The sequence below is a fragment of the Enterobacter sp. BWH64 genome (genome assembly GCF_001037645.1).
GTDB classification, from domain to species: domain Bacteria; phylum Pseudomonadota; class Gammaproteobacteria; order Enterobacterales; family Enterobacteriaceae; genus Enterobacter; species Enterobacter hormaechei_C.
Genome location: NZ_KQ089922.1, coordinates 4,456,537 through 4,477,438, shown reverse-complemented (window position 1 = coordinate 4,477,438; position 20,902 = coordinate 4,456,537). Strand labels below are relative to the sequence as shown.

Annotated in this window: 18 protein-coding genes and 1 riboswitch; of the genes, 9 read left to right on the top strand and 9 right to left on the bottom strand. The window is 55.9% G+C overall.

The window, feature by feature from the left end; translation table 11 throughout:
* The first annotated feature begins 16 nt into the window (after window positions 1-16).
* Window positions 17-2,872 carry a bifunctional [glutamate--ammonia ligase]-adenylyl-L-tyrosine phosphorylase/[glutamate--ammonia-ligase] adenylyltransferase gene (gene glnE / locus SK50_RS21280; protein ID WP_045344009.1) on the top strand — a complete coding sequence of 952 codons (2,856 nt, stop codon included), beginning with the start codon at window positions 17-19 and terminating at the stop codon, window positions 2,870-2,872.
* Between the two features lie 40 nt (window positions 2,873-2,912).
* Window positions 2,913-4,343 carry a bifunctional D-glycero-beta-D-manno-heptose-7-phosphate kinase/D-glycero-beta-D-manno-heptose 1-phosphate adenylyltransferase HldE gene (hldE, locus tag SK50_RS21275; protein WP_048229910.1) on the top strand — a complete coding sequence of 477 codons (1,431 nt, stop codon included), beginning with the start codon at window positions 2,913-2,915 and terminating at the stop codon, window positions 4,341-4,343.
* Window positions 4,344-4,458: 115 nt separating this feature from the next.
* Here the strand turns inward: hldE and ubiK are convergent, their stop codons facing one another.
* Window positions 4,459-4,755 carry a ubiquinone biosynthesis accessory factor UbiK gene (gene ubiK, locus SK50_RS21270; protein ID WP_000566823.1) on the bottom strand — a complete coding sequence of 99 codons (297 nt, stop codon included), beginning with the start codon at window positions 4,753-4,755 and terminating at the stop codon, window positions 4,459-4,461.
* A gap of 120 nt (window positions 4,756-4,875) precedes the next feature.
* Window positions 4,876-5,026: riboswitch (FMN riboswitch) on the top strand.
* A gap of 105 nt (window positions 5,027-5,131) precedes the next feature.
* Between ubiK and ribB the strand changes: the two genes are divergently transcribed.
* Window positions 5,132-5,785 carry a 3,4-dihydroxy-2-butanone-4-phosphate synthase gene (ribB, locus tag SK50_RS21265; RefSeq protein ID WP_015571897.1) on the top strand — a complete coding sequence of 218 codons (654 nt, stop codon included), beginning with the start codon at window positions 5,132-5,134 and terminating at the stop codon, window positions 5,783-5,785.
* Between the two features lie 44 nt (window positions 5,786-5,829).
* Here the strand turns inward: ribB and SK50_RS21260 are convergent, their stop codons facing one another.
* The 5 genes from SK50_RS21260 to zupT form a co-directional block, all read right to left on the bottom strand.
* Window positions 5,830-6,891 (bottom strand): fimbrial protein, encoded by a 1,062-nt coding sequence (locus SK50_RS21260; RefSeq protein WP_045338189.1) that lies wholly within the window; start codon window positions 6,889-6,891, stop codon window positions 5,830-5,832.
* A complete protein-coding gene (locus tag SK50_RS21255) occupies window positions 6,875-7,636 on the bottom strand; it encodes a fimbrial biogenesis chaperone (protein ID WP_048229908.1) in 762 nt (253 codons plus the stop codon). The genes SK50_RS21260 and SK50_RS21255 overlap by 17 nt, the downstream gene beginning before the upstream one ends.
* Before the next feature lie 9 nt (window positions 7,637-7,645).
* Window positions 7,646-10,090 carry a fimbria/pilus outer membrane usher protein gene (locus SK50_RS21250; protein ID WP_045344008.1) on the bottom strand — a complete coding sequence of 815 codons (2,445 nt, stop codon included), beginning with the start codon at window positions 10,088-10,090 and terminating at the stop codon, window positions 7,646-7,648.
* Between the two features lie 76 nt (window positions 10,091-10,166).
* Window positions 10,167-10,727, bottom strand: coding sequence for a fimbrial protein (locus SK50_RS21245; RefSeq protein ID WP_045344007.1), 561 nt, complete (start codon window positions 10,725-10,727; stop codon window positions 10,167-10,169).
* 266 nt (window positions 10,728-10,993) lie between these two features.
* Window positions 10,994-11,767, bottom strand: coding sequence for a zinc transporter ZupT (gene zupT / locus SK50_RS21240; RefSeq protein ID WP_015571892.1), 774 nt, complete (start codon window positions 11,765-11,767; stop codon window positions 10,994-10,996).
* A 130-nt stretch (window positions 11,768-11,897) separates the two neighbouring features.
* Between zupT and ygiD the strand changes: the two genes are divergently transcribed.
* On the top strand, window positions 11,898-12,686 hold the full coding sequence (ygiD, locus tag SK50_RS21235) for a 4,5-DOPA-extradiol-dioxygenase (protein ID WP_017692656.1): 789 nt from the start codon (window positions 11,898-11,900) through the stop codon (window positions 12,684-12,686).
* A gap of 82 nt (window positions 12,687-12,768) precedes the next feature.
* On the opposite strand, the gene SK50_RS21230 is transcribed toward ygiD, so the two are convergent.
* From SK50_RS21230 to tolC, 3 genes are all read right to left on the bottom strand, one after another.
* Window positions 12,769-13,929, bottom strand: coding sequence for a glutathionylspermidine synthase family protein (locus SK50_RS21230; protein WP_017384039.1), 1,161 nt, complete (start codon window positions 13,927-13,929; stop codon window positions 12,769-12,771).
* Window positions 13,930-13,931: 2 nt separating this feature from the next.
* Window positions 13,932-14,597, bottom strand: a complete 666-nt coding sequence (locus SK50_RS21225; RefSeq protein WP_017384040.1) for a DUF1190 family protein — start codon at window positions 14,595-14,597, stop codon at window positions 13,932-13,934.
* Window positions 14,598-14,791: 194 nt separating this feature from the next.
* Window positions 14,792-16,270, bottom strand: coding sequence for an outer membrane channel protein TolC (gene tolC, locus SK50_RS21220; protein ID WP_017384041.1), 1,479 nt, complete (start codon window positions 16,268-16,270; stop codon window positions 14,792-14,794).
* A gap of 203 nt (window positions 16,271-16,473) precedes the next feature.
* Between tolC and nudF the strand changes: the two genes are divergently transcribed.
* Genes nudF through parE form a run of 5 tightly spaced genes read left to right on the top strand, consistent with a single transcriptional unit; the run spans window position 16,474 to window position 20,882 of the window.
* The gene (gene nudF / locus SK50_RS21215; protein WP_015571889.1) at window positions 16,474-17,106 is read left to right on the top strand and encodes an ADP-ribose diphosphatase; all 633 of its coding nucleotides are present in this window, start codon (window positions 16,474-16,476) and stop codon (window positions 17,104-17,106) included.
* Window positions 17,103-17,525, top strand: a complete 423-nt coding sequence (locus tag SK50_RS21210) for a DUF1249 family protein (RefSeq protein WP_003862516.1) — start codon at window positions 17,103-17,105, stop codon at window positions 17,523-17,525. Before nudF ends, SK50_RS21210 begins: the two co-directional genes overlap by 4 nt.
* Before the next feature lie 27 nt (window positions 17,526-17,552).
* Window positions 17,553-18,380, top strand: a complete 828-nt coding sequence (gene cpdA, locus SK50_RS21205) for a 3',5'-cyclic-AMP phosphodiesterase (RefSeq protein ID WP_017384043.1) — start codon at window positions 17,553-17,555, stop codon at window positions 18,378-18,380.
* Window positions 18,380-18,961 carry an esterase YqiA gene (gene yqiA, locus SK50_RS21200; protein WP_015571888.1) on the top strand — a complete coding sequence of 194 codons (582 nt, stop codon included), beginning with the start codon at window positions 18,380-18,382 and terminating at the stop codon, window positions 18,959-18,961. The genes cpdA and yqiA overlap by 1 nt, the downstream gene beginning before the upstream one ends.
* 28 nt (window positions 18,962-18,989) lie before the next feature.
* A complete protein-coding gene (gene parE, locus SK50_RS21195; protein ID WP_017384044.1) occupies window positions 18,990-20,882 on the top strand; it encodes a DNA topoisomerase IV subunit B in 1,893 nt (630 codons plus the stop codon).
* Window positions 20,883-20,902 lie beyond the last annotated feature (20 nt).

The following is a 20,902-nucleotide window of genomic DNA, read 5'->3' as shown; positions in this document are numbered from 1 at the left end:
GCAAGGAACCCCTGATATGCCGCTTTCTTCGCAGTTACAGCAGCACTGGCAGACCGTTTGCGAACGCCTGCCTGAGTCGTTACCCGCGTCATCGTTAAGCGAGCAGGCGAAAAGCGTGCTCACGTTCAGTGATTTTGTGCAGGAGAGCGTCAGCGCCAACCCGGACTGGCTGGCAGAGCTGGAAAGCGCGCCGCCGCAGGCTGACGAGTGGCGGCATTATGCTGGCTGGCTGCAAACCGCGCTGGCAGAGGTGGCAGATGAAGCCACGCTGATGCGCGTACTGCGTCAGTTCCGCCGCCGGGTGATGGTACGCATTGCCTGGGCGCAGGCGCTGGAGCTGGTGAGCGAAGAGAGCACCTTGCAGCAGTTGAGCGAGCTGGCGCAGACGCTGATTGTCGCCGCGCGGGACTGGCTCTACGCCGCCTGCTGTAAAGAGTGGGGCACGCCGTGCAGCGAAAACGGGGTTCCGCAACCGCTGTTGATTCTGGGGATGGGCAAGCTGGGCGGCTGCGAGCTTAATTTCTCCTCAGACATCGATCTGATTTTTGCCTGGCCGGAGAACGGCTCCACGCGCGGCGGTCGTCGCGAGCTGGACAACGCCCAGTTCTTTACGCGCCTGGGGCAGCGGCTGATTAAGGCGCTGGATCAGCCCACGCAGGATGGTTTTGTCTACCGCGTGGACATGCGCCTGCGCCCGTTTGGCGACAGCGGTCCGCTGGTGCTGAGCTTTGCCGCGCTGGAAGATTATTACCAGGAGCAGGGTCGCGACTGGGAGCGTTACGCGATGGTCAAAGCGCGGATCATGGGCGACAGCGACGATGCCTGGGCCAACGAGCTGCGCGCCATGCTGCGCCCGTTCGTGTTCCGCCGCTACATCGACTTCAGCGTGATCCAGTCCCTGCGAAATATGAAAGGGATGATTGCCCGCGAGGTGCGTCGCCGTGGCCTGAAAGACAACATCAAGCTCGGCGCGGGCGGTATTCGTGAGATCGAATTTATCGTCCAGGTCTTCCAGCTAATACGCGGCGGGCGTGAACCTTCTCTGCAATCCCGCTCGCTGCTGCCGACCCTGAGCGCTATCGAACAGCTGCATCTGCTGCCGGAAGGCGATGCGCAAACGCTGCGTGACTCTTATCTCTTCCTGCGTCGTCTGGAAAATTTGCTGCAAAGTATCAACGACGAACAGACCCAGACGTTACCGGGCGACGAGCTGAACCGGGCGCGTCTGGCCTGGGGGATGCGGGTGGATGACTGGGCGGCGCTGACGCAACGGCTGGAAGCGCATATGGCGGGCGTGCGCCGCATCTTTAACGATCTGATCGGCGACGACGAAAGTGAGTCGCAGGACGATGCGCTCTCCGAGCACTGGCGCGAGCTGTGGCAGGACGCGCTCCAGGAAGATGACACCACGCCGGTGCTGGCGCACTTAAGCGACGATGCCCGCCATCGCGTGGTGGCGCTGATTGCCGATTTCCGCTTCGAACTGAACAAACGCGCCATTGGCCCACGCGGTCGTCAGGTGCTGGATCATCTGATGCCGCATCTGCTGAGCGATGTCTGCTCCCGCGAGGATGCGCCGGTGCCGCTGTCGCGCATGATGCCGCTGCTGAGCGGGATCGTCACGCGTACCACTTACCTTGAACTGTTAAGCGAGTTTCCCGGCGCGCTGAAGCACCTGATTTCTCTCTGCGCCGCCTCGCCGATGGTGGCGAACAAGCTGGCGCGTTATCCGCTGCTGCTGGACGAACTGCTCGACCCGAATACGCTGTATCAGCCGACGGCGACGGACGCCTACCGCGACGAGCTGCGTCAGTATCTGCTGCGCGTACCGGAAGAGGACGAAGAGCAACAGCTTGAGGCGCTGCGTCAGTTTAAGCAGGCGCAGATGCTGCGCGTGGCGGCGGCAGATATCGCCGGCACCCTGCCGGTAATGAAAGTGAGCGATCACTTAACGTGGCTGGCGGAAGCGATCATCGACGCGGTTGTCCATCAGGCGTGGGTGCAGATGGTGGCCCGCTACGGGCAGCCGAAACACCTTGCAGAGCGCGAAGGCCGCGGTTTTGCGGTGGTGGGTTACGGCAAGCTGGGCGGCTGGGAGCTGGGCTACAGCTCCGATCTGGATCTGATTTTCCTCCACGACTGTCCGGCAGACGTCATGACCGACGGCGAACGTGAGATTGACGGGCGGCAGTTCTACCTGCGTCTGGCCCAGCGCATTATGCACCTGTTCAGCACCCGCACCTCATCCGGCATTCTGTATGAAGTGGATGCGCGTCTGCGCCCGTCCGGCGCGGCAGGCATGCTGGTCACCTCGACGGAGGCTTTCGCCGACTATCAGAAGAACGAAGCCTGGACGTGGGAGCATCAGGCGCTGGTGCGCGCCCGCGTGGTATACGGCGATCCGCAGCTCAAAACGCAGTTCGATGCGATCCGCAAGGCGGTCATGACGACCCCGCGCGAGGGCAGTACGCTGCAAACCGAAGTGCGGGAAATGCGGGAGAAGATGCGCGCGCACCTTGGCAACAAACATCGCGATCGCTTTGATATTAAAGCCGATGAAGGCGGCATTACCGATATCGAGTTTATCACTCAGTACCTGGTGCTACTGCACGCGCACGATAAGCCGAAGCTGACCCGCTGGTCGGATAACGTGCGCATACTCGAACTGCTGGCACAGAACGACATTATGGATGAGCAGGAGGCGCAGGCATTAACCCGCGCCTACACCACGCTGCGTGATGAGTTGCACCATCTGGCCTTACAGGAACAGCCGGGCCATGTGGTGCTGGAGTGTTTCACCGATGAACGCGCGCAGGTGACCACAAGCTGGCAGAAGTGGCTGGTGGAACCGTGCGTAACAAAACAAGTGTGATATTATCGCGCGCAAATTGTGAATCTTTCTGGAGTCAGGAATGAAAGTAACACTGCCAGAGTTTGAACGTGCTGGAGTTATGGTTGTCGGTGATGTGATGCTGGATCGCTACTGGTATGGGCCGACCAGCCGTATCTCTCCGGAAGCGCCGGTGCCGGTAGTTAAGGTCGACACCATTGAAGAGCGTCCAGGCGGCGCGGCAAACGTGGCGATGAACATAGCCTCGCTGGGCGCGCATTCGCGTCTGGTGGGCCTGACCGGCATTGACGATGCGGCGCGTGCCCTGAGTCAGTCGCTGGCGGACGTGAACGTGAAGTGCGACTTCGTTTCTGTTCCGACACACCCAACCATCACCAAGCTGCGCGTGCTGTCGCGTAACCAGCAGCTGATCCGCCTCGATTTCGAAGAAGGATTCGAAGGCGTTGATCCTGAGCCTCTGCACGAGCGTATTAGCCAGGCGCTGGGCAATATCGGCGCGCTGGTGCTGTCTGATTATGCCAAAGGCGCGCTGGCGAGCGTGCAGACCATGATCCAGCTGGCGCGTAAAGCCAGCGTACCGGTGCTGATCGATCCGAAAGGGACCGATTTTGAGCGCTATCGCGGCGCAACCCTGCTGACGCCAAACCTCTCTGAATTCGAAGCGGTGGCGGGCAAGTGCAAAACTGAAGAAGAGCTGGTTGAGCGCGGCATGAAAATCATCGCTGATTTCGAGCTGTCTGCGCTGCTGGTGACCCGTTCCGAGCAGGGCATGACGCTGCTGCAACCGGGCAAGGCGCCGCTGCATATGCCAACCCAGGCGCAGGAAGTGTACGACGTGACCGGTGCCGGTGATACGGTGATTGGCGTGCTGGCGGCGACGCTGGCGGCGGGTAACTCCCTGGAAGAAGCATGCTACTTCGCGAACGCCGCGGCGGGCGTGGTCGTTGGTAAACTCGGGACCTCCACCGTTTCGCCAATCGAGCTGGAAAACGCGGTGCGTGGGCGTGCGGATACCGGCTTTGGCGTCATGACCGAAGACGAGCTGAAAGTGGCCGTTGCTGCCGCGCGCAAATGCGGTGAAAAAGTGGTGATGACCAACGGCGTGTTCGACATCCTGCATGCGGGTCATGTCTCGTATCTGGCGAATGCGCGTAAGCTGGGCGATCGCCTGATTGTGGCGGTCAACAGCGATGCTTCAACCAAACGTCTGAAGGGTGAAACGCGTCCGGTGAACCCGCTGGAGCAGCGCATGATAGTGCTCGGCGCGCTGGAAGCGGTGGACTGGGTGGTCTCATTTGAAGAAGACACCCCGCAGCGCCTGATTGCCGGGATCCTGCCTGACCTGCTGGTGAAGGGCGGTGATTACAAACCAGAGCAAATCGCAGGTAGCGAAGAGGTCTGGGCAAATGGTGGTGAAGTGATGGTGCTCAACTTTGAGGACGGGTGTTCAACCACCAACATCATTAAGAAGATCCAGAAAGACAGTCAGTAAAAAACGGGCCAACAGGCCCGTTTTTTTATGTCGGATGGCGGCTGCGCCTTACCCGACCTACGCGTTCATCCAGGCCCGGTAAGGCGTAGCCGCCACCGGGCACAGCAGGCCGCACTTATGCCTGGTCATCCACCGGTGGAATAGCTGGCGCTGGCTTCACTTCTTCCGGCGCATTGCGGCTCTCCAGCTCGCTCAGACGCTGTTCCAGCAGCGCCAGTTTCTCGCGGGTGCGCAGCAGCACCTGAGTCTGCACATCAAACTCTTCGCGGCTGACTAAATCAAGGCGAACCAACTGTGCCTGCAACGTCTGGCGGATTTTCTTCTCAACGTCATCACCAAACTCACGAATACCTTTCGGCATGGACTCATGAACCTGACGCGCGATCTGCTCAATTTTCTTTGGGTCAATCATTGTCGTTTCCCTTGATGAAAAGGTGTTAGTGCCTATTGTAGCGCGTCATGCCGTGGGTTAAACAAAATTGTTTGAAGCTTATGCATTGCCCAGGGTAATCAATAGCGTTATAGTTATCTCGCTTATTCTCAGGGCGGGGCGAAATTCCCCACCGGCGGTAAATCAGCTTAACGCTGAAAGCCCGCGAGCGCTTTGGGTGAATTCTCAAAGGTCAGCAGATCCGGTGTAATTCCGGGGCCGACGGTTAGAGTCCGGATGGGAGAGAGTAACGATCCAGTCGGGCATGGCCCGCTCACGTTATTTTTTTGCCGCTAGTACGGCGCTCCTAAGACTGCCCTGATTCTGGTAACCATAAAGTTAATGAGGTTTTTTTACCATGAATCAGACGCTACTTTCCTCTTTTGGCACTTCAACTCAACGTGTTGAGCATGCACTGGATGCACTGCGCGAAGGCCGCGGTGTGATGGTGCTTGACGATGAAAACCGTGAAAACGAAGGCGACATGATTTTTGCCGCCGAGAACATGACCGTTGAGCAGATGGCGCTGACCATCCGTCACGGTAGCGGCATCGTATGCCTGTGCATCACCGAAGACCGTCGCAAGCAGCTTGATCTGCCGATGATGGTTGAAAACAACACCAGCGCCTTTGGTACCGGCTTCACCGTGACCATTGAAGCAGCGCATGGCGTAACCACCGGTGTGTCGGCGGCTGACCGCCTGACTACCGTGCGTGCAGCGATTGCTGATGGTGCGAAACCATCCGATCTGCACCGCCCTGGTCACGTCTTCCCGCTGCGCGCGCAGCCGGGCGGCGTGCTGACCCGTGGTGGTCATACCGAAGCGACCATCGATCTGGTGACGCTGGCTGGCTTCAAACCCGCAGGCGTGCTGTGCGAACTGACCAACGATGATGGCACCATGGCGCGCGCGCCGGAGTGCATCACCTTTGCGCGACTGCACAATATGCCAGTGGTGACGATTGAAGATCTGGTTGAGTACCGCCGGGCGCACGAGCGCAAAGCCAGCTAAACATGCTGATGTGAAAAAGCCGGGGAAACCCGGCTTTTTTGTTTCTAGTGGTAGTTAATTTTGAACAGTACCACGGTTTCAAACGGCCCGGACTGAATCGCTTTCCCTTCTTCCCGTGAAAGTTCAGCCGTGTAGTTTTGCTCAACATTCATCGTATCGCCCGTAAAATCGGCGTACTCCTTGTACTGGTTGAAGGTGTAAGGCTCCGTTCCGTTAAGAATACGCAGCTTTAACCCATTCCCTATCAGTACCGCGGTGTCGTCTGCGCTAAGCGTTTCGGTTGTGTAAAACGACGAGTCCATCTTAAATCCGTCCGAGCATTGGGCATCCTGCACTTTGGTGGTTCGTATTGAAAACGTGCGCATACGCGTCTGCTGATTCACAATGTCGCGCGCGCTGAAGGCGCCGAAGTCGATCTCCTGATTTTCAGGGAAAATGCTAAACGTCGCTCCGCAATCAAGCACCGTAATGTTTTGCAGTCCGTTGATGTGATACTTGAGGTTCTTCGCGTCGGCCATCTGATTCACGCCACCCTTACCGTCAAACTGCACAACGATGTAATCGCTGAGCGAACTGACATAACCATGTGGCGGCATAGTCTTAATTCTCACGAAAAGTCGTAATCGGGCGACGAACGTGCGTGAAATATGGATATCATCCGGATTGCCGGAGCAGATGCGATTCTCCCAACCCATCTGGCGGATTTGATCCGCGGTGTAAATGGTGATGTTATCGTTGTCCAGACACTGGCGGGTATCCACGCCGTTGGGCTGGCCCGTGGCATCGTAATCTATGCCTTCATAGGTGACGCCCAGTTCATAATAGGGATCGGTTGCGGCAGGATAAGGGTTCACCCATGCAAAGACATCTTCCGGCTCAAAATTGCTCGTGACGTTGTTGTCACAGGTCACCGGAATTTTAATGTCATCAGACTCCCATATTTTTTGGCCAACCTGTGCGTTGCTGGGTATGGCAAAAGGGGTGATCGTTTTTGTCTCCTCGACGGGGCCGCCAGATCCACCCAGATAGCAGTTAAGCGCCAGCGCGTCTTTCAAAGGCAGCGCTGAAAGCAGCAGGGTAACCAGCAAACTAGCGAGCTTTCGCATGTTTATCGATTTTCCGTTCGGTAAGTTTACATTGCGCCGTTCCGGTGCACTGCACGTCGACTTTTTTTAGGGCGCCGTAATCGTCGATATAGCCGATGCTGTAATAACTACCGTGGTAATCGCCGGTAGAGGCGGTTGCCGTGGCGAAAGGCGCAATCATCAGACTGTCAAAACCCGGCAGCATGGTTTTGGCATTTTTGCTCAGCCACGCAAGCGTGATGTAGTACGGCGTAGGGTTGTGGACCGTGAGTCCTTTCGCGCTGGCGGTAATTTCCATGCGCATTTCAGCCAGTTCGCCGGATTTTTTGCTAATCGCTTCCGGACGCCAGAACAGCTTGATTCGGCTCTGCATGGCAACCTGCATCACGCTGCGCTCCTCGCTGGCGCTGATGCTTTTTGGCGGTACTTCACGCAGGTTGAAATAAAACAGCGATTCCCTGTCTTTTGGCAGCTGGCGGGTGGCGGCTTGTTTAACAATTCTTACCTGCGACGAGGCGCCCGCTTCGATACGTTGAATGGGGGGAAGCGCCATAAAGTGCGTATCTTCTTTTTGCCCCTTTTCATCTTCAATCCAGGAGAGCGCCAGATAAGGCAGCGCCTTGCTCTGGTTGTCCACTTTCAGGCTGCTGGCCTTGTCGCTTTCTGGAAAAACAATGCGCGTGCGGTCCAGGTTAATGGCCGCATGGGTGGTAAATGCTGTGCTGATTAGCATCAGGCACAGGCTTTTAATCGGCGTTAATTTCATGATGATTTCTTACTGACACGGCAGTATCAACTGCATACTGTTTTCTAAGTGAGAAGGTAACGAGAAGCGACACTGTTGGTTGTCGCCCCATGTCACGCGAAACTGCTGTTCTGGCTCAACGGCGCCCAGCCAGACGTGGCCTTCATCGGCCACCATCCCAACCTGCAAATCGCTTTCTTCCAGGCGAACAATCGCCCCGAGCGGTGGCGTTCCTGATGACATCCGCAGAACGCCTGCCACGTCCTGACCTGCACGCGTGGCAATCTGACGAAAACCAATGGCCCCCTCAGTCCAGGTTGAGGTCACGACGCGGCTGTCCACGTCCACGCCATCCGGAAGGTTGTTCATATTGACCTGCACGCTGGAGGGGGAATAGCTGGAAAATGACGGTAAAACGCCGATGCCAAAACGGTTGGTTTCATCTCGCGACATATTCAGCGGGATATTGCCTACCCCGTCGGTGCTGACCATTACGCGGGGTTCATTACCGTAGCTGCGCCGGTGCAGCGCGGCGCCTTTCGCTGTTGAGGTGAAGGAACCGCTCCAGCTTGCGCTGAGGGAGTTATATTCGTCAGCTTTATAACTGCCGGAGAGATTGAGATCGCCGTACGCAGAATAATGCTGATAATTCCCGCTGACCTGCGCGCCGGAGTCTGGCTTCCCGCTCTCCGCGCCCGCGGAAACGCCCCAGGTGTTATTGCGATCCGACGTGTCATACCACGACACGTTATGGCTCAGCGTATCGCGGTTACGCAGGTCATAGTTAAGGCGATGATCGGGATCGAGCGGTACGCTGAGCGAGAGATAGAACTGAGTATCGTCACTTTCGTCTTTCTCATCGTAATGCGTTTTACTCCAGGACAGGGTTACGCCAAGGTTCTTCCAGCGGCCCATATCAAAGTTGTAGCCCGCCGTGATACTGCCGGTCGTGGAGGGTGAATCATTCCACCATGTCTGACGCAGCATATTGACGTACAGGTTCAGGGATAACGCCGAAATGTACTGGCTTGCCGTCACGCTCAGGGTTTGTTTTTCCGACTGGCGGTCACCGTCGTCATAATCAAGGTAGCGGGCGTAGCTCAAAAACTGTGGATCTGAGTAGCGGTAGCTGGCGAGCGTAAGCTGACTGCCGGTGGTATCGAAACGCTTGCTGTAGTTAATGCGATAGCTGTAACCCGTCTGGCTGCGCTGGTGTGGCAGCTGGCTGGTGGCCTGCGTGACGTCAAAAGAGAGCGCCCCCAGCCAGGCCATATTCTGGCCGATCCCGGCAGCGAGGGAACGATAGCGGTCGCCATCGGCCAGCGTACCGCCATACAGGGAGGTGTGCGACAGCATGCCCCAGGAAAATTCGCCGCTCATGAAGGCGTTATCTTCAACGTCATGGGAGGCGCCCTGGCGCGCTTTACCCGCCGCGAGCTTGTAGCGCACCTGACCCTTGCGCGTTAAAAATGGTACGGATTCGGCCGAGACCTGAAAGGTGCTGACGCGTCCATCCTCTTCCGTGACTTTGACGTCCAGCGTGCCCTGAACCGACTGGTTAAGATCCTGAATAACAAAAGGACCTGGCGGCACTTTACTCTGGTAAATCACGCGATCGGCAAGGCTTACGGTTACCGTGGCGTTGGTTTGCGCTATCCCGGTAATCTGCGGGGCATAGCCGCGCAGCGACCATGGCAGCATACGTTCATCGCTGATTAGCGATGCGCCGGTGTAGGTAAAGGCGTCAAAAATTGCGGACTGGAAATCCGTTTCACCCAGCGTCAGTTTCGCACCGATCGAGGGCAGAGGGCGGAACATATACACGCGTGAAAAACGTCCATTATGCTCCGAGCCTGCGTCAGTATGGCTTTGCGTGTACTGGTAATCGCTGCGTAGCCGCCACGCGCCCATGTTTGCACCGGCGGTGCCATAGGTATTGGCGTTGTCATTGTTGCCGCCGCTATTGGGCTGATAATGGCTGGCAAAAAGATTGTAATCCAGCAGTACGCCCGGCACGCCGATGTCCCAGGTGGATGGCGGCATCCAGTCAACCGCACGGTATTGCAGCCACGCCTGGGGGATGGTCACTTTCAGGGTCTGGCTGCCTTGCTCAAAAGTAAATCGGATGTCGGGTCTGGCGGAGAAATCAACGCATCCCTCTTTCTCAGGCAAAGCGTGGCGAACGTCATCCTGCAACGCAAAGGTATCGACCAGCTCGGGGGGAATACAGACCTGAACGGCATTATTTATTTCTCGCCAGCGAAGCTGCCAGCCATTTGCCAGCGGAATATCATTGACGGCAACCGTAACGAAATAGCTTCCCGGCGTAACCGATATTTGATCTTTAAACAGTGATAAATCGACGCTGCCGCGCTGATCTTTATCGATGGCGTTTATATTAAACTCGGTGGCAGAGGCAACTTTCGTCATTAACAGGGACGCAATGATGATTATCCATTGTAATTTGTATGTCATCATCCTGTTACTCGAGTAAATAGAGAGTGCCGACCGGCATGAATTACCAGTCGGCTGGTGCCGTGACGTAACAGAATTATTTGTACATCAGGAGGTAGTTAGCCGTGGCTTCAACCTGGCCTGCCGTCGCAGTTTTACCTGTAGGGACTTCCATAACCGCTTTGAAATGCAGCGTCTGGGTGGTTGAACCCGCCAGCAACTCAACCTCGTTGGCTTCTCCCAGTGTGATAGCAGACTCCGCGTTATCCAGCAGACGCACCCCCACGTTCTGCGCACCGCTTGCATAGGTGTTGCTCATCAGGCTGGTATCCGCCGCGTCTGTCGCTGCGCTGGTAAAGGTCACATCCACTTTGGTAATTGGCGTGTCGGTCTCGTCTGCCGGATCGTCAAGCTGGCAGTTTTCCAGATTGATATCGACCGGAACCGGGGTAGATTTTTTGTTGGCGTTGATAACAGCCGTGGTCACTTCACCCAGATCGACTTCTTTATCAACGCTGTCTGGTGCGATACTGCACGGTGCGTCAATAACAATACCTTTGAATTTGATTTTTCCTGAGCCTTGATCATCTGCAAAAGCAGCACCCGATACAATGACTGCCATAGCCGTCGCTAACAGTAGTTTTTTACCCATATACATGAAAATATCCTTTTTCAGAGTGATTCATAATGTGAATATTAATTTCAGAATACTCGCGAAGTATACGAATTGGGGTGGGGAGACGCGATTAACATGACTTAAATATATTTTTAGATGGTTTTAATTAATATTTGCAGGCTATCTTAAGAGGCGTGGTTTTTCGGGATTTTAACAGGTCTATATTTTTCAGGTTATTATAGGTGAAATATATAGGATTGTTTTTTTGAATAATATATAGCCTCCGTATAAAACGGAGGCATAAATTCTTAGCCAATACCGGCCGTTTGCAGCAGTACCAGACTCATCCCCATCACTGACATTCCACACAGTACGCCGTAGCTGGGGTTATTGTTGGGATCGATCTCTTTCGCCAGCGGCATCAGCTCATCGACAGAGAGCGCGACCATAATCCCGGCCACGGCAGCCATAATTGCAGCCATCACAATCGGGGAGACGAGACTACCGAGGATCAGCCACGCCAGCACGCCGCCGAGAATTTCAGCCATCCCGGAGATACCCGCCCAAAAGACCGCCGTACGTTTTGAACCCGTGGCGGCATAAACGGGCCCGGCAACGGCAAGTCCTTCAGGAATATTGTGCAAAGCCACGGCCAGCGCCACACCAAAACCCATTTCCAGGTTGCTGCTGGCCGTGACATAGGTGGCGATACCTTCCGGAAAGTTATGCAGGCTGATACCCAGCGTCAGCAGAATGGCCGTGCGTTTGATATTGCCCGGGATGGGGGTAACGCTTTTTTGCATTAAATCCTGCGGGTGCGCGTGAGGAAGAATACGGTCGAGCGCAAAATAACCCAGCAGTCCAATGATAAACATGCCATAGCCCAGAACAGGCGACATACCTTCGGTGTGAAGCGCGGCGGGCAGCATCTCCATCAGCGAGATAAGCAGCATGATCCCGGCGGCGAAACCCAGCGAGAAGGCCAGAAGGCGATTAGAGGGTTTTTGCCCGAGTACCCCGAGGAACGCACCGATAAAGGTTGCGGCGCCCGCGAGTAAGGTCAAAATCAACGGTACTGACATGCATTCTCCTTAAGCTATATCTGACATTCAAATTTCCTGATGATGATCTTCACGGTTATCTGCGTTCATCTTCACCTGAATGCGCGTAATGTAGGCCCATCACATTGACACCTCCTCTAAGGATATCACCATGTCTTCTTCTCGTATGCCAGCACTGTTTTTAGGCCATGGCAGCCCAATGAACGTCCTGGAAGATAACGTCTATACCCGTGCCTGGCGTCAGCTGGGTGAGACGTTACCGCGTCCGAAGGCAATTGTGGTGGTCTCTGCGCACTGGTTTACCCGGGGTACCGGTGTGACGGCCATGGAAGCGCCAAAAACGATTCATGATTTTGGCGGCTTTCCGCAGGCGCTGTATGACACGCATTATCCTGCTCCGGGCTCCCCCGAGCTGGCGCAGCGGCTGGTTGATCTGCTCGCCCCTGTTCCGGTTGCGCTGGACAAAGAAGCCTGGGGCTTTGACCACGGCTCATGGGGGGTGTTGATCAAAATGTATCCGGATGCCGATATCCCGATGGTGCAACTGAGTATCGACAGCACCAAACCGGCTGCCTGGCACATGGAGATGGGGCGTAAGCTGGCTTCGCTTCGTGATGAGGGCATCATGCTGATTGCCAGTGGCAACGTGGTACACAATCTGCGTACGGTACGCTGGCACGGTGAAAATACGCCGTACCCCTGGGCAACAGCCTTTAATGACTATGTAAAAGACAACCTGACCTGGCAAGGGCCGGCCGAACGACACCCTTTGGTGAACTATCTGGATCACGACGGCGGTTCGCTCTCTAACCCGACGCCGGAACACTTCTTGCCATTGCTGTATGTATTAGGCGCGTGGGATGGTCAGGAGGTTATTACAATCCCGGTCGACGGTATTGAGATGGGGAGCTTGAGTATGCTGTCGGTGCAGGTGGGGTAAAAACATGTCGGGTGGCGGCTTCGCCTTACCCGACCTACATATTGAGCGTAGGCCCGGTAAGCGTAGCGCCACCGGGCAAGTCTTACTCGACGAAAATATGCGGGTAGAAACGCGACAGATCCTGCGTAATCAGCGCGCGATCTTCGCGAATGCCAATCCCGGCAGGCTGATCGTTAATAAGCCAGCTGCCGATCAACGTATAGCTGTCGCCAAACTTCGGCAGTTGATAAAACGCCTGGACGATCATCCCTTCTTCACCGTACGGCCCTTCAACCGCTTCCAGCGTTTTACCGTTTTCGATAATCGAGACGTTTGCCCCTTCACGGGAGAAGATTGGCTTAACGACGTATTTCTCCATCGGTGGGAAATCATCTTCAGCAAAGTAAGCAGGCAGCAGGTTCGGGTGATTCGGGAACATCTCCCACAGCATCGGCAGCAGGGCTTTATTGGAGATAATGCTCTTCCAGGCCGGTTCCAGCCAGCGCACGCCGGCGTCTTCCAGTTTGGTAGAGAACATTTCCCGCAGCATGTATTCCCACGGATAGAGCTTGAACAGGTTGCTGATGACCTGATCCTGCATGTCCGTAAACTGACCTTTTTCACCTAAACCGATATCTTCGATATAGAGGAATTCCGTCGCCACTTCCGCTTCGGCTGCGCAGTCCTGCAAATACTGAACCGTACCGCGATCTTCTTCGGTATCGCGGCAGCAGGCGAGGTGCAACAGGTTGAAACCGTGCTGTTCACGCAGTTCGACGAAACGCTCAATCAGCTTTTCCTGAAGGCTGTTGAACTGGTCGCTGCCTTCGGGCAAGTTTCCGGCATTCGCCTGATCTTCCAGCCAGATCCACTGGAAGAACGCGGCTTCGTACAGGGAGGTTGGCGTATCCGCGTTGTTTTCTAAAAGCTTCGGTTCACCCACGCCATCCCATGCCAGATCGAGGCGAGAGTAGAGCGAAGGCTGGTTCGTTTTCCAGGACTGACGAACAAAACTCCAGGTGTGCTTCGGAATGCGGAATTTGGTCATCAGCTCATCGCTGTCGATGACTTTTTCTACTACCTTCAGGCACATCTGGTGCAGCTCTGCGGTTACCTCTTCAAGCTTTTCGACCTGAGCGAGCGTGAGCTTATAGTAAGCATCTTCACACCAGTACGGCTCGCCGTACATGGTGTGAAAGTTGAAACCGTATTCGGTGGCTTTTTCGCGCCAGTCCGGGCGCTCAACAATACTGACTCGTTCCATGATCAGCCGCCCATTGAGCGAGTTGAGGAGCCGGTCGCACTACGCTGCATGGTGGTTTGTTTGGCAACAGACTCACCAAAGCCGCCACGGGTAATGGTGCTGGTGGTGGCTGGTTTCGGCGCCATTGCGGTTTTCGGTACGGTCATCGTACGGCCTGGCGTTGCAGCACCGTAACCCTTGCCGGTGGCATCGGTGTATTTACCGTAGGCCGGGCTGTTCGGGTTTTTGGAGCTAAACAGCGGCTGCTGCTGGTAGCCCGCACCGCCGCTCATCAAACGGCCCATCATATAACCCGCCATCAGCGGCATCCAGAAGCTGCCGCCGGACTGTGCCTGCGCCTGGTTTTCCGGTGCCATACCCGCCTGAGCAGGTGCCTGCTGGCACTGGCCTTCACCGAATTCGGCTACACAGTCTTCGCGAGAGGCATATTTCGGCGCGGTACGTTCCGCTTCTTTGAGGGCGTTGTTATAGGCCGTCGTACACTCAGCGGCTTTACCGGTTGCGCTCGCGCAGTCGTCGGCGTTTTGATACAGCGAAACCGTTTCGTCGTTTTGCTCACAGCCTGCCAGCATAAAGACGGCGGTGACCGCCAGCGCGACAGGTGTCAGGTGGCGTGCGTTCCAGCTTTTGCGGAACGACGCGTGATTCATCGTTTTTGTCCGTTTCATATTTGTCTTCCAGGACCCAGTGGTAATAACGCTCAGGATAGAGGATGAGTGGTTGAAAATGAAGCGAAGAGGAGCGAAATGCGGGGGATCTTTACGTTGGCTTACGTTCAGGTGTGATTTTGCGCCGGGTGGCGCTGTGCTTACCCGGCCTACGATTAAGTAGGCCCGATAAGCTCAGCGCCATCGGGCAAGGCTTAATGACGGAACGGATTCGTACCGCTGCTGGCAGGTGCGGTGCTACGCGCTGCCGCTGGCTGCGCAAGCGGGGCGCTGCTGTTAGGGGTGAAATTATCAACGGCGGCATCCTGCTGTGGATTTTCCGGCGCGACGCTGTCAGGCGACGTAGGGACCGGTTTGCCCAGCGTGCTGTTCAGCATTTGCAGATCCTGCTCGTTCAGCGTACCCAGCGCCTGCTTTATGTTCAGCTGGTTAATCAGATACTGATAACGTGCGCTGGAGAGCTGCTGTTTCGCGTTATACAGCGTGGTCGTTGCGTCTAACACGTCCACGATGGTACGCGTACCTACGGAGTAACCCGCTTCGTTCGCATCCAGTGAGCTCTGGGCAGAGACGACGGCCTGTTTATAGGCGTTGATGCTGCTGATAGAGGCATTTACGTTGTTGTAGGAAGAACGCACGGTCTGCACCACGTTGCGGTGTGCGCTTTCCAGCTGCTCGCTGGCACCCACAAAGTTGTACTGCGCCTGTTTAACCTGAGAGTTAACCATCCCGCCCTGGTACAGCGGCAGAGAGAAGCTCAGACCCACTTTGTTCTGGCCAACGTTGCTGTCGTCATAGGCCTGAGAGGTCGTTTTAGACCCGCTGTAGCTGGTGTCCGATACGCCGGTAGAGGCGCTCAGGCTCAGAGTTGGCAGGTGACCATCCTGTGCAAGACGGATCTGTTCGCGCGCCAGATCCTGGCTCAGGCGTGCCTGCAACAAGGTCAGGTTGCGGTTTTCCGCTTCTTTCAGCAGGGCGTTAACCGCCTGCGGTTTGTCCGTTTTGAAACTGTCCACGTTCAGAGAGGCCAGCTCAGGATAGTAGTTACCGGTGACCTGACGCAGTGCTTCCAGGGCGTTGTCGAGGTTGTTACGTGCGGTCACTTCGTTAGCCAGTACGGTATCGTACTGTGAACGGGCGTTCTGCACGTCAGTAATGGCGACCAGGCCCACGTTAAAACGCTGGGTGGTTTGATCTAACTGACGGTAAACCGCCTGTTTCTGCGCTTCGGTGTAGGAGAGGGCGTCAATCGCGCTCAGAACCTGGAAATAGGCGGTCGCGGTATTCAGGATCAGCGTCTGCTGATCGGTCTGATAGGTGACATCCTGAATGCCGGCGCTCTTTTCCTGCAAGCTCAGTTCCCGCCATTTGGACATGTCGAACAGGGTTTGTGTAAGCTGTAAAGAGGCGCTGGTGGCATTCGAATCGATGCCATTGTTATCGCGAAAACCGTTAGTGTAGGTATAATCTGCACCTAAGCCTAACTGCGGCAGCAGTGGACTACGTGCTTCGTTAATCTTTTCAAACGCAGCATCACGATCGGCCGCTGATTTACGTAAATCAGGGTTGCCCAGACGTGCCTGCTGGTAGACCTGTAACAGGTTTTCTGCCTGGCTCATTGCACTGAAGCCCGTCAGGCTCAGGCCGATAAGGATGGGGAGCAATTTCTTCATTTGCATTCCTTGTTGTGAAGCAGTATTAGCGCTGATCTAATTAAAAATAATTGCCGATTCTAACAGAATCATCCACACCAAAAGGTTGGCGTAACGTGCCATCTGGCGGTAATTTGCTCCAATCTACCATATAGCCATACAAACGGCAGCCAAACAGCCTTGAAATTCACAATTTCATCACCATTGCTACCAGGACTCGACCGATGCAAAAACCAGAAAACGTGCCTGTCACCTTCGCCAAAAACGATGTAGAAATTATTGCACGAGAAACGCTTTATAGCGGTTTTTTTTCAATGGAACTTTACCGTTTCAGGCATCGTCTGTTTAACGGTGAGATGAGCGGTGAAATCAAACGCGAAATTTTTGAGCGCGGGCATGCGGCTGTGTTGCTACCCTATGACCCAGTGCGTGATGAAGTTGTGCTGGTCGAGCAGGTGCGTATTGCGGCTTATGATACCAGCGAAACGCCGTGGTTGCTGGAGATGGTGGCCGGGATGATCGAAGAAGGTGAGTCGGTCGAAGACGTCGCTCGCCGCGAGGCGCTGGAAGAGGCGGGCCTGGTGGTTGGCCGGACGAAGCCGGTGTTGAGCTACCTGGCAAGCCCGGGTGGGACAACGGAACGTTCATCTATTATGGTGGGCGAAGTGGACGCCAGGACAGCGGAAGGGATCCACGGTCTGGCAGATGAAAACGAAGATATTCGGGTTCATGTGGTGAGTCGGGAGCAGGCTTACCAGTGGGTAGAAGAGGGGAAAATCGACAACGCAGCGTCTGTCATCGCTCTGCAATGGCTACAGCTGCATTATCAGACATTACGACACGAGTGGAAAAAATGAAGCGTTATACACCTGACTTCCCAGAAATGATGCGCCTGTGCGAAACCAATTTCGCCCAGCTGCGCCGCCTGCTGCCGCGAAACGACGCGCCCGGCGAAACGGTGAGCTATCAGGTGAGCAACGCGCAGTATCGGTTAACGATAACAGAATCAACGCGCTACACTACGCTGGTGGAGATTGAGCAAACGGCGCCGAGCATCAGCTACTGGAGCCTGCCGTCGATGACGGTACGTCTTTATCATGACGCGATGGTCGCTGAAGTGTGTTCAAGCCAGCAGATCTTTCGCTTTAAAGCGCGGTATGATTACCCGAATAAAAAGTTGCATCAACGCGACGAAAAGCATCAAATTAACCAGTTTTTAGCCGACTGGCTAAGATATTGTTTAGCACATGGAGCAATGGCGATTCCGGTTTGTTAGCGTCATAAACCTACCTAAGGACACCATTTGGAAAGCCTGTTGAACCTGACTGTTGCTGGTGGGGCGCCAGTCAGGATATTACAAATCACCGACACCCACCTTTTTGCCGAAAAGCATGAGACGCTTCTGGGCGTGAACACCTGGGAGAGTTATCAGGCGGTTCTTGACGCGATCCATGCTGAAAAGCGGCCATGCGATCTGATCGTCGCGACGGGCGATCTGGCGCAGGATCAATCCTCCGCAGCCTATCAGCATTTTGCTGAAGGGATTGCGAGCTTTAGCGTGCCTTGCGTCTGGCTACCGGGCAATCACGATTTTCAACCCGCTATGTACAGTTCGCTTCAGGATGCGGGGATTTCACCGGCAAAATGTGTCTTTGCGGGGGACCAGTGGCAAATTCTGCTCCTCGACAGTCAGGTGTTTGGCGTTCCCCACGGTGAGTTGAGCGACTATCAGCTTGACTGGCTGGAGACAAAACTGGCCGCCGAACCGAATCGCAATACGCTGCTGTTGCTGCATCATCACCCGCTGCCGGCGGGCTGTAGCTGGCTCGATCAGCACAGCTTACGCAACTCTGCGGCGCTGGACGGCGTACTGGCGAAATTTCCGCGCGTGAAAAATTTGCTGTGCGGGCACATTCACCAGGAACAGGATCTCGACTGGAATGGTCGCCGCCTGCTCGCGACGCCCTCTACCTGCGTGCAGTTTAAGCCGCACTGCGCCAACTTTACGCTGGATACCATCGCACCGGGCTGGCGCTGGCTGGAGCTGCATGCCGATGGCTCGCTGACCACCGAAGTTTGCCGTCTGACCGGGGCTCAATTCCGCCCGGATACCGCTTCGGAAGGCTATTGATGTCGACGCTTCTCTATCTGCATGGGTTTAACAGCTCACCACGATCGGCGAAAGCGACGCAGCTTCGCCAGTGGCTGAGCGCGAATCATCCCCACGTGGAGATGATTATTCCGCAGTTGCCCCCTTATCCGGCGGATGCGGCAGAGATGCTGGAATCGATCGTGCTTGAACACGGCGGCGAATCGTTTGGCGTTGTCGGGTCGTCGCTCGGCGGCTACTACGCCACCTGGCTGTCGCAGTGCTTTATGTTACCCGCTGTCGTCGTCAACCCGGCGGTCCGGCCATTTGAGCTGTTAAGGGACTTTCTTGGCGAAAACGAGAACCCCTACACCGGCCAACAATATGTGCTAGAGTCACGCCATATTTACGATCTCAAAGTTATGCAGGTCGACCCGCTTGAAGCGCCCGATCTTATCTGGCTGCTGCAACAGACGGGAGATGAAGTGCTGGATTACCGCCAGGCAGTGGCGTATTACGCATCCTGCCGCCAGACTGTAGAAGAGGGCGGTAACCATGCTTTCACGGGCTTTGAAGATCATTTCACCCAGATTGTCGATTTTCTTGGACTGCACAGCCACTGACAATCAATGCGAATTGCTAGCTTAAATCATGACGCAAACCTATAACGCTGATGCCATTGAGGTACTCACCGGGCTTGAGCCGGTTCGCCGCCGCCCGGGGATGTACACCGATACGACGCGCCCAAACCACCTGGGCCAGGAAGTAATTGATAACAGTGTGGACGAAGCGCTGGCAGGCCATGCCAGACGCGTGGACGTTATCCTGCACGCCGATCAGTCGCTGGAAGTTATCGACGACGGCCGCGGCATGCCGGTAGATATCCACCCGGAAGAGGGTGTTCCAGCCGTTGAGCTGATCCTCTGTCGTCTGCACGCGGGCGGTAAGTTCTCCAACAAAAACTACCAGTTCTCCGGCGGCTTGCACGGCGTGGGGATCTCCGTGGTTAACGCCCTGTCAAAGCGCGTGGAAGTGAACGTTCGTCGCGATGGCCAGGTGTATAACATCGCGTTTGAAAACGGCGAAAAAGTGCAGGATTTGCAGGTCGTCGGGACGTGCGGTAAACGCAACACCGGCACCAGCGTCCATTTCTGGCCTGACGAAAGCTTCTTCGACAGCCCACGCTTTTCCGTTTCTCGCCTGACGCACCTGCTGAAAGCCAAAGCGGTGCTGTGCCCGGGCGTGGAAATCACCTTTAAAGATCACGTAAACAACACCGAACAGAGCTGGCGCTACGAAAAGGGTCTGAACGACTACCTGTGCGAAGCGGTTAACGGCCTGCCGACCCTGCCGGAAAAACCGTTCGTCGGGAATTTCGAAGGTGACACCGAAGCGGTGGACTGGGCGCTGCTGTGGCTGCCGGAAGGCGGTGAGCTGCTGACGGAAAGCTACGTCAACCTGATCCCAACGCTGCTCGGCGGGACGCACGTCAACGGCCTGCGTCAGGGGCTGCTGGATGCGATGCGCGAGTTCTGCGAATACCGCAACATTCTGCCGCGCGGCGTGAAGCTTTCCGCAGAAGATATCTGGGACCGCTGCGCCTACGTGCTCTCCGTGAAGATGCAGGATCCGCAGTTTGCCGGACAGACTAAAGAGCGCCTGTCGTCACGCCAGTGTGCGGCGTTCGTCTCCGGCGTGGTGAAAGATGCGTTTACCCTGTGGCTGAACCAGAACGTTCAGGCCGCAGAAATGCTGGCTGAAATGGCCATCTCCAGCGCCCAGCGTCGCCTGCGCGCGGCGAAGAAAGTGGTGCGTAAAAAGCTGACCAGCGGCCCCGCGCTGCCGGGCAAGCTGGCGGACTGTACCGCCCAGGATCTCAACCGCACCGAGCTGTTCCTGGTGGAAGGGGACTCGGCAGGCGGATCGGCCAAGCAGGCGCGCGATCGTGAATATCAGGCGATCATGCCGCTCAAGGGTAAGATCCTCAACACCTGGGAGGTCTCGTCTGATGAAGTGCTGGCCTCGCAGGAAGTACACGACATCTCCGTGGCGATCGGCATCGATCCGGACAGCGACGATCTGAGCCAGCTGCGCTACGGCAAGATCTGTATCCTCGCGGATGCGGACTCCGATGGTCTGCACATCGCCACGCTGCTCTGTGCGCTGTTCGTGAAGCACTTCCGCACGCTGGTGAAAAACGGTCACGTCCACGTGGCGCTGCCGCCGCTGTACCGTATCGACCTTGGCAAAGAAGTCTACTATGCGCTGACGGAAGAAGAGAAAGCGGGCGTGCTGGAGCAGCTCAAACGCAAGAAGGGCAAACCGAACGTTCAGCGCTTTAAAGGGCTGGGCGAGATGAACCCGATGCAGCTGCGTGAAACCACCCTGGATCCGAACACCCGCCGTCTGGTGCAGCTGACCATCAGCGATGAAGACGAACAGCAAACCAACGCCGTGATGGATATGCTGCTGGCCAAGAAACGTTCTGAAGACCGACGTAACTGGCTCCAGGAGAAAGGCGATATGGCGGATATTGAGGCCTGATGTCCCCTCACCCTAACCCT

Coding starts and splice junctions, on each gene's coding strand:
- SK50_RS21230 (WP_017384039.1), bottom strand. CDS start 13,929: ATGGAACGAGTCAGTATTGTTGAGCGCCCGGACTGGCGCGAAAAAGCC.
- zupT (WP_015571892.1), bottom strand. CDS start 11,767: ATGTCAGTACCGTTGATTTTGACCTTACTCGCGGGCGCCGCAACCTTT.
- ygiD (WP_017692656.1), top strand. CDS start 11,898: ATGTCTTCTTCTCGTATGCCAGCACTGTTTTTAGGCCATGGCAGCCCA.
- ribB (WP_015571897.1), top strand. CDS start 5,132: ATGAATCAGACGCTACTTTCCTCTTTTGGCACTTCAACTCAACGTGTT.
- SK50_RS21250 (WP_045344008.1), bottom strand. CDS start 10,090: ATGACATACAAATTACAATGGATAATCATCATTGCGTCCCTGTTAATG.
- SK50_RS21260 (WP_045338189.1), bottom strand. CDS start 6,891: ATGCGAAAGCTCGCTAGTTTGCTGGTTACCCTGCTGCTTTCAGCGCTG.
- SK50_RS21255 (WP_048229908.1), bottom strand. CDS start 7,636: ATGAAATTAACGCCGATTAAAAGCCTGTGCCTGATGCTAATCAGCACA.
- nudF (WP_015571889.1), top strand. CDS start 16,474: ATGCAAAAACCAGAAAACGTGCCTGTCACCTTCGCCAAAAACGATGTA.
- parE (WP_017384044.1), top strand. CDS start 18,990: ATGACGCAAACCTATAACGCTGATGCCATTGAGGTACTCACCGGGCTT.
- SK50_RS21210 (WP_003862516.1), top strand. CDS start 17,103: ATGAAGCGTTATACACCTGACTTCCCAGAAATGATGCGCCTGTGCGAA.
- glnE (WP_045344009.1), top strand. CDS start 17: ATGCCGCTTTCTTCGCAGTTACAGCAGCACTGGCAGACCGTTTGCGAA.
- hldE (WP_048229910.1), top strand. CDS start 2,913: ATGAAAGTAACACTGCCAGAGTTTGAACGTGCTGGAGTTATGGTTGTC.
- tolC (WP_017384041.1), bottom strand. CDS start 16,270: ATGAAGAAATTGCTCCCCATCCTTATCGGCCTGAGCCTGACGGGCTTC.
- SK50_RS21245 (WP_045344007.1), bottom strand. CDS start 10,727: ATGTATATGGGTAAAAAACTACTGTTAGCGACGGCTATGGCAGTCATT.
- yqiA (WP_015571888.1), top strand. CDS start 18,380: ATGTCGACGCTTCTCTATCTGCATGGGTTTAACAGCTCACCACGATCG.
- SK50_RS21225 (WP_017384040.1), bottom strand. CDS start 14,597: ATGAAACGGACAAAAACGATGAATCACGCGTCGTTCCGCAAAAGCTGG.
- ubiK (WP_000566823.1), bottom strand. CDS start 4,755: ATGATTGACCCAAAGAAAATTGAGCAGATCGCGCGTCAGGTTCATGAG.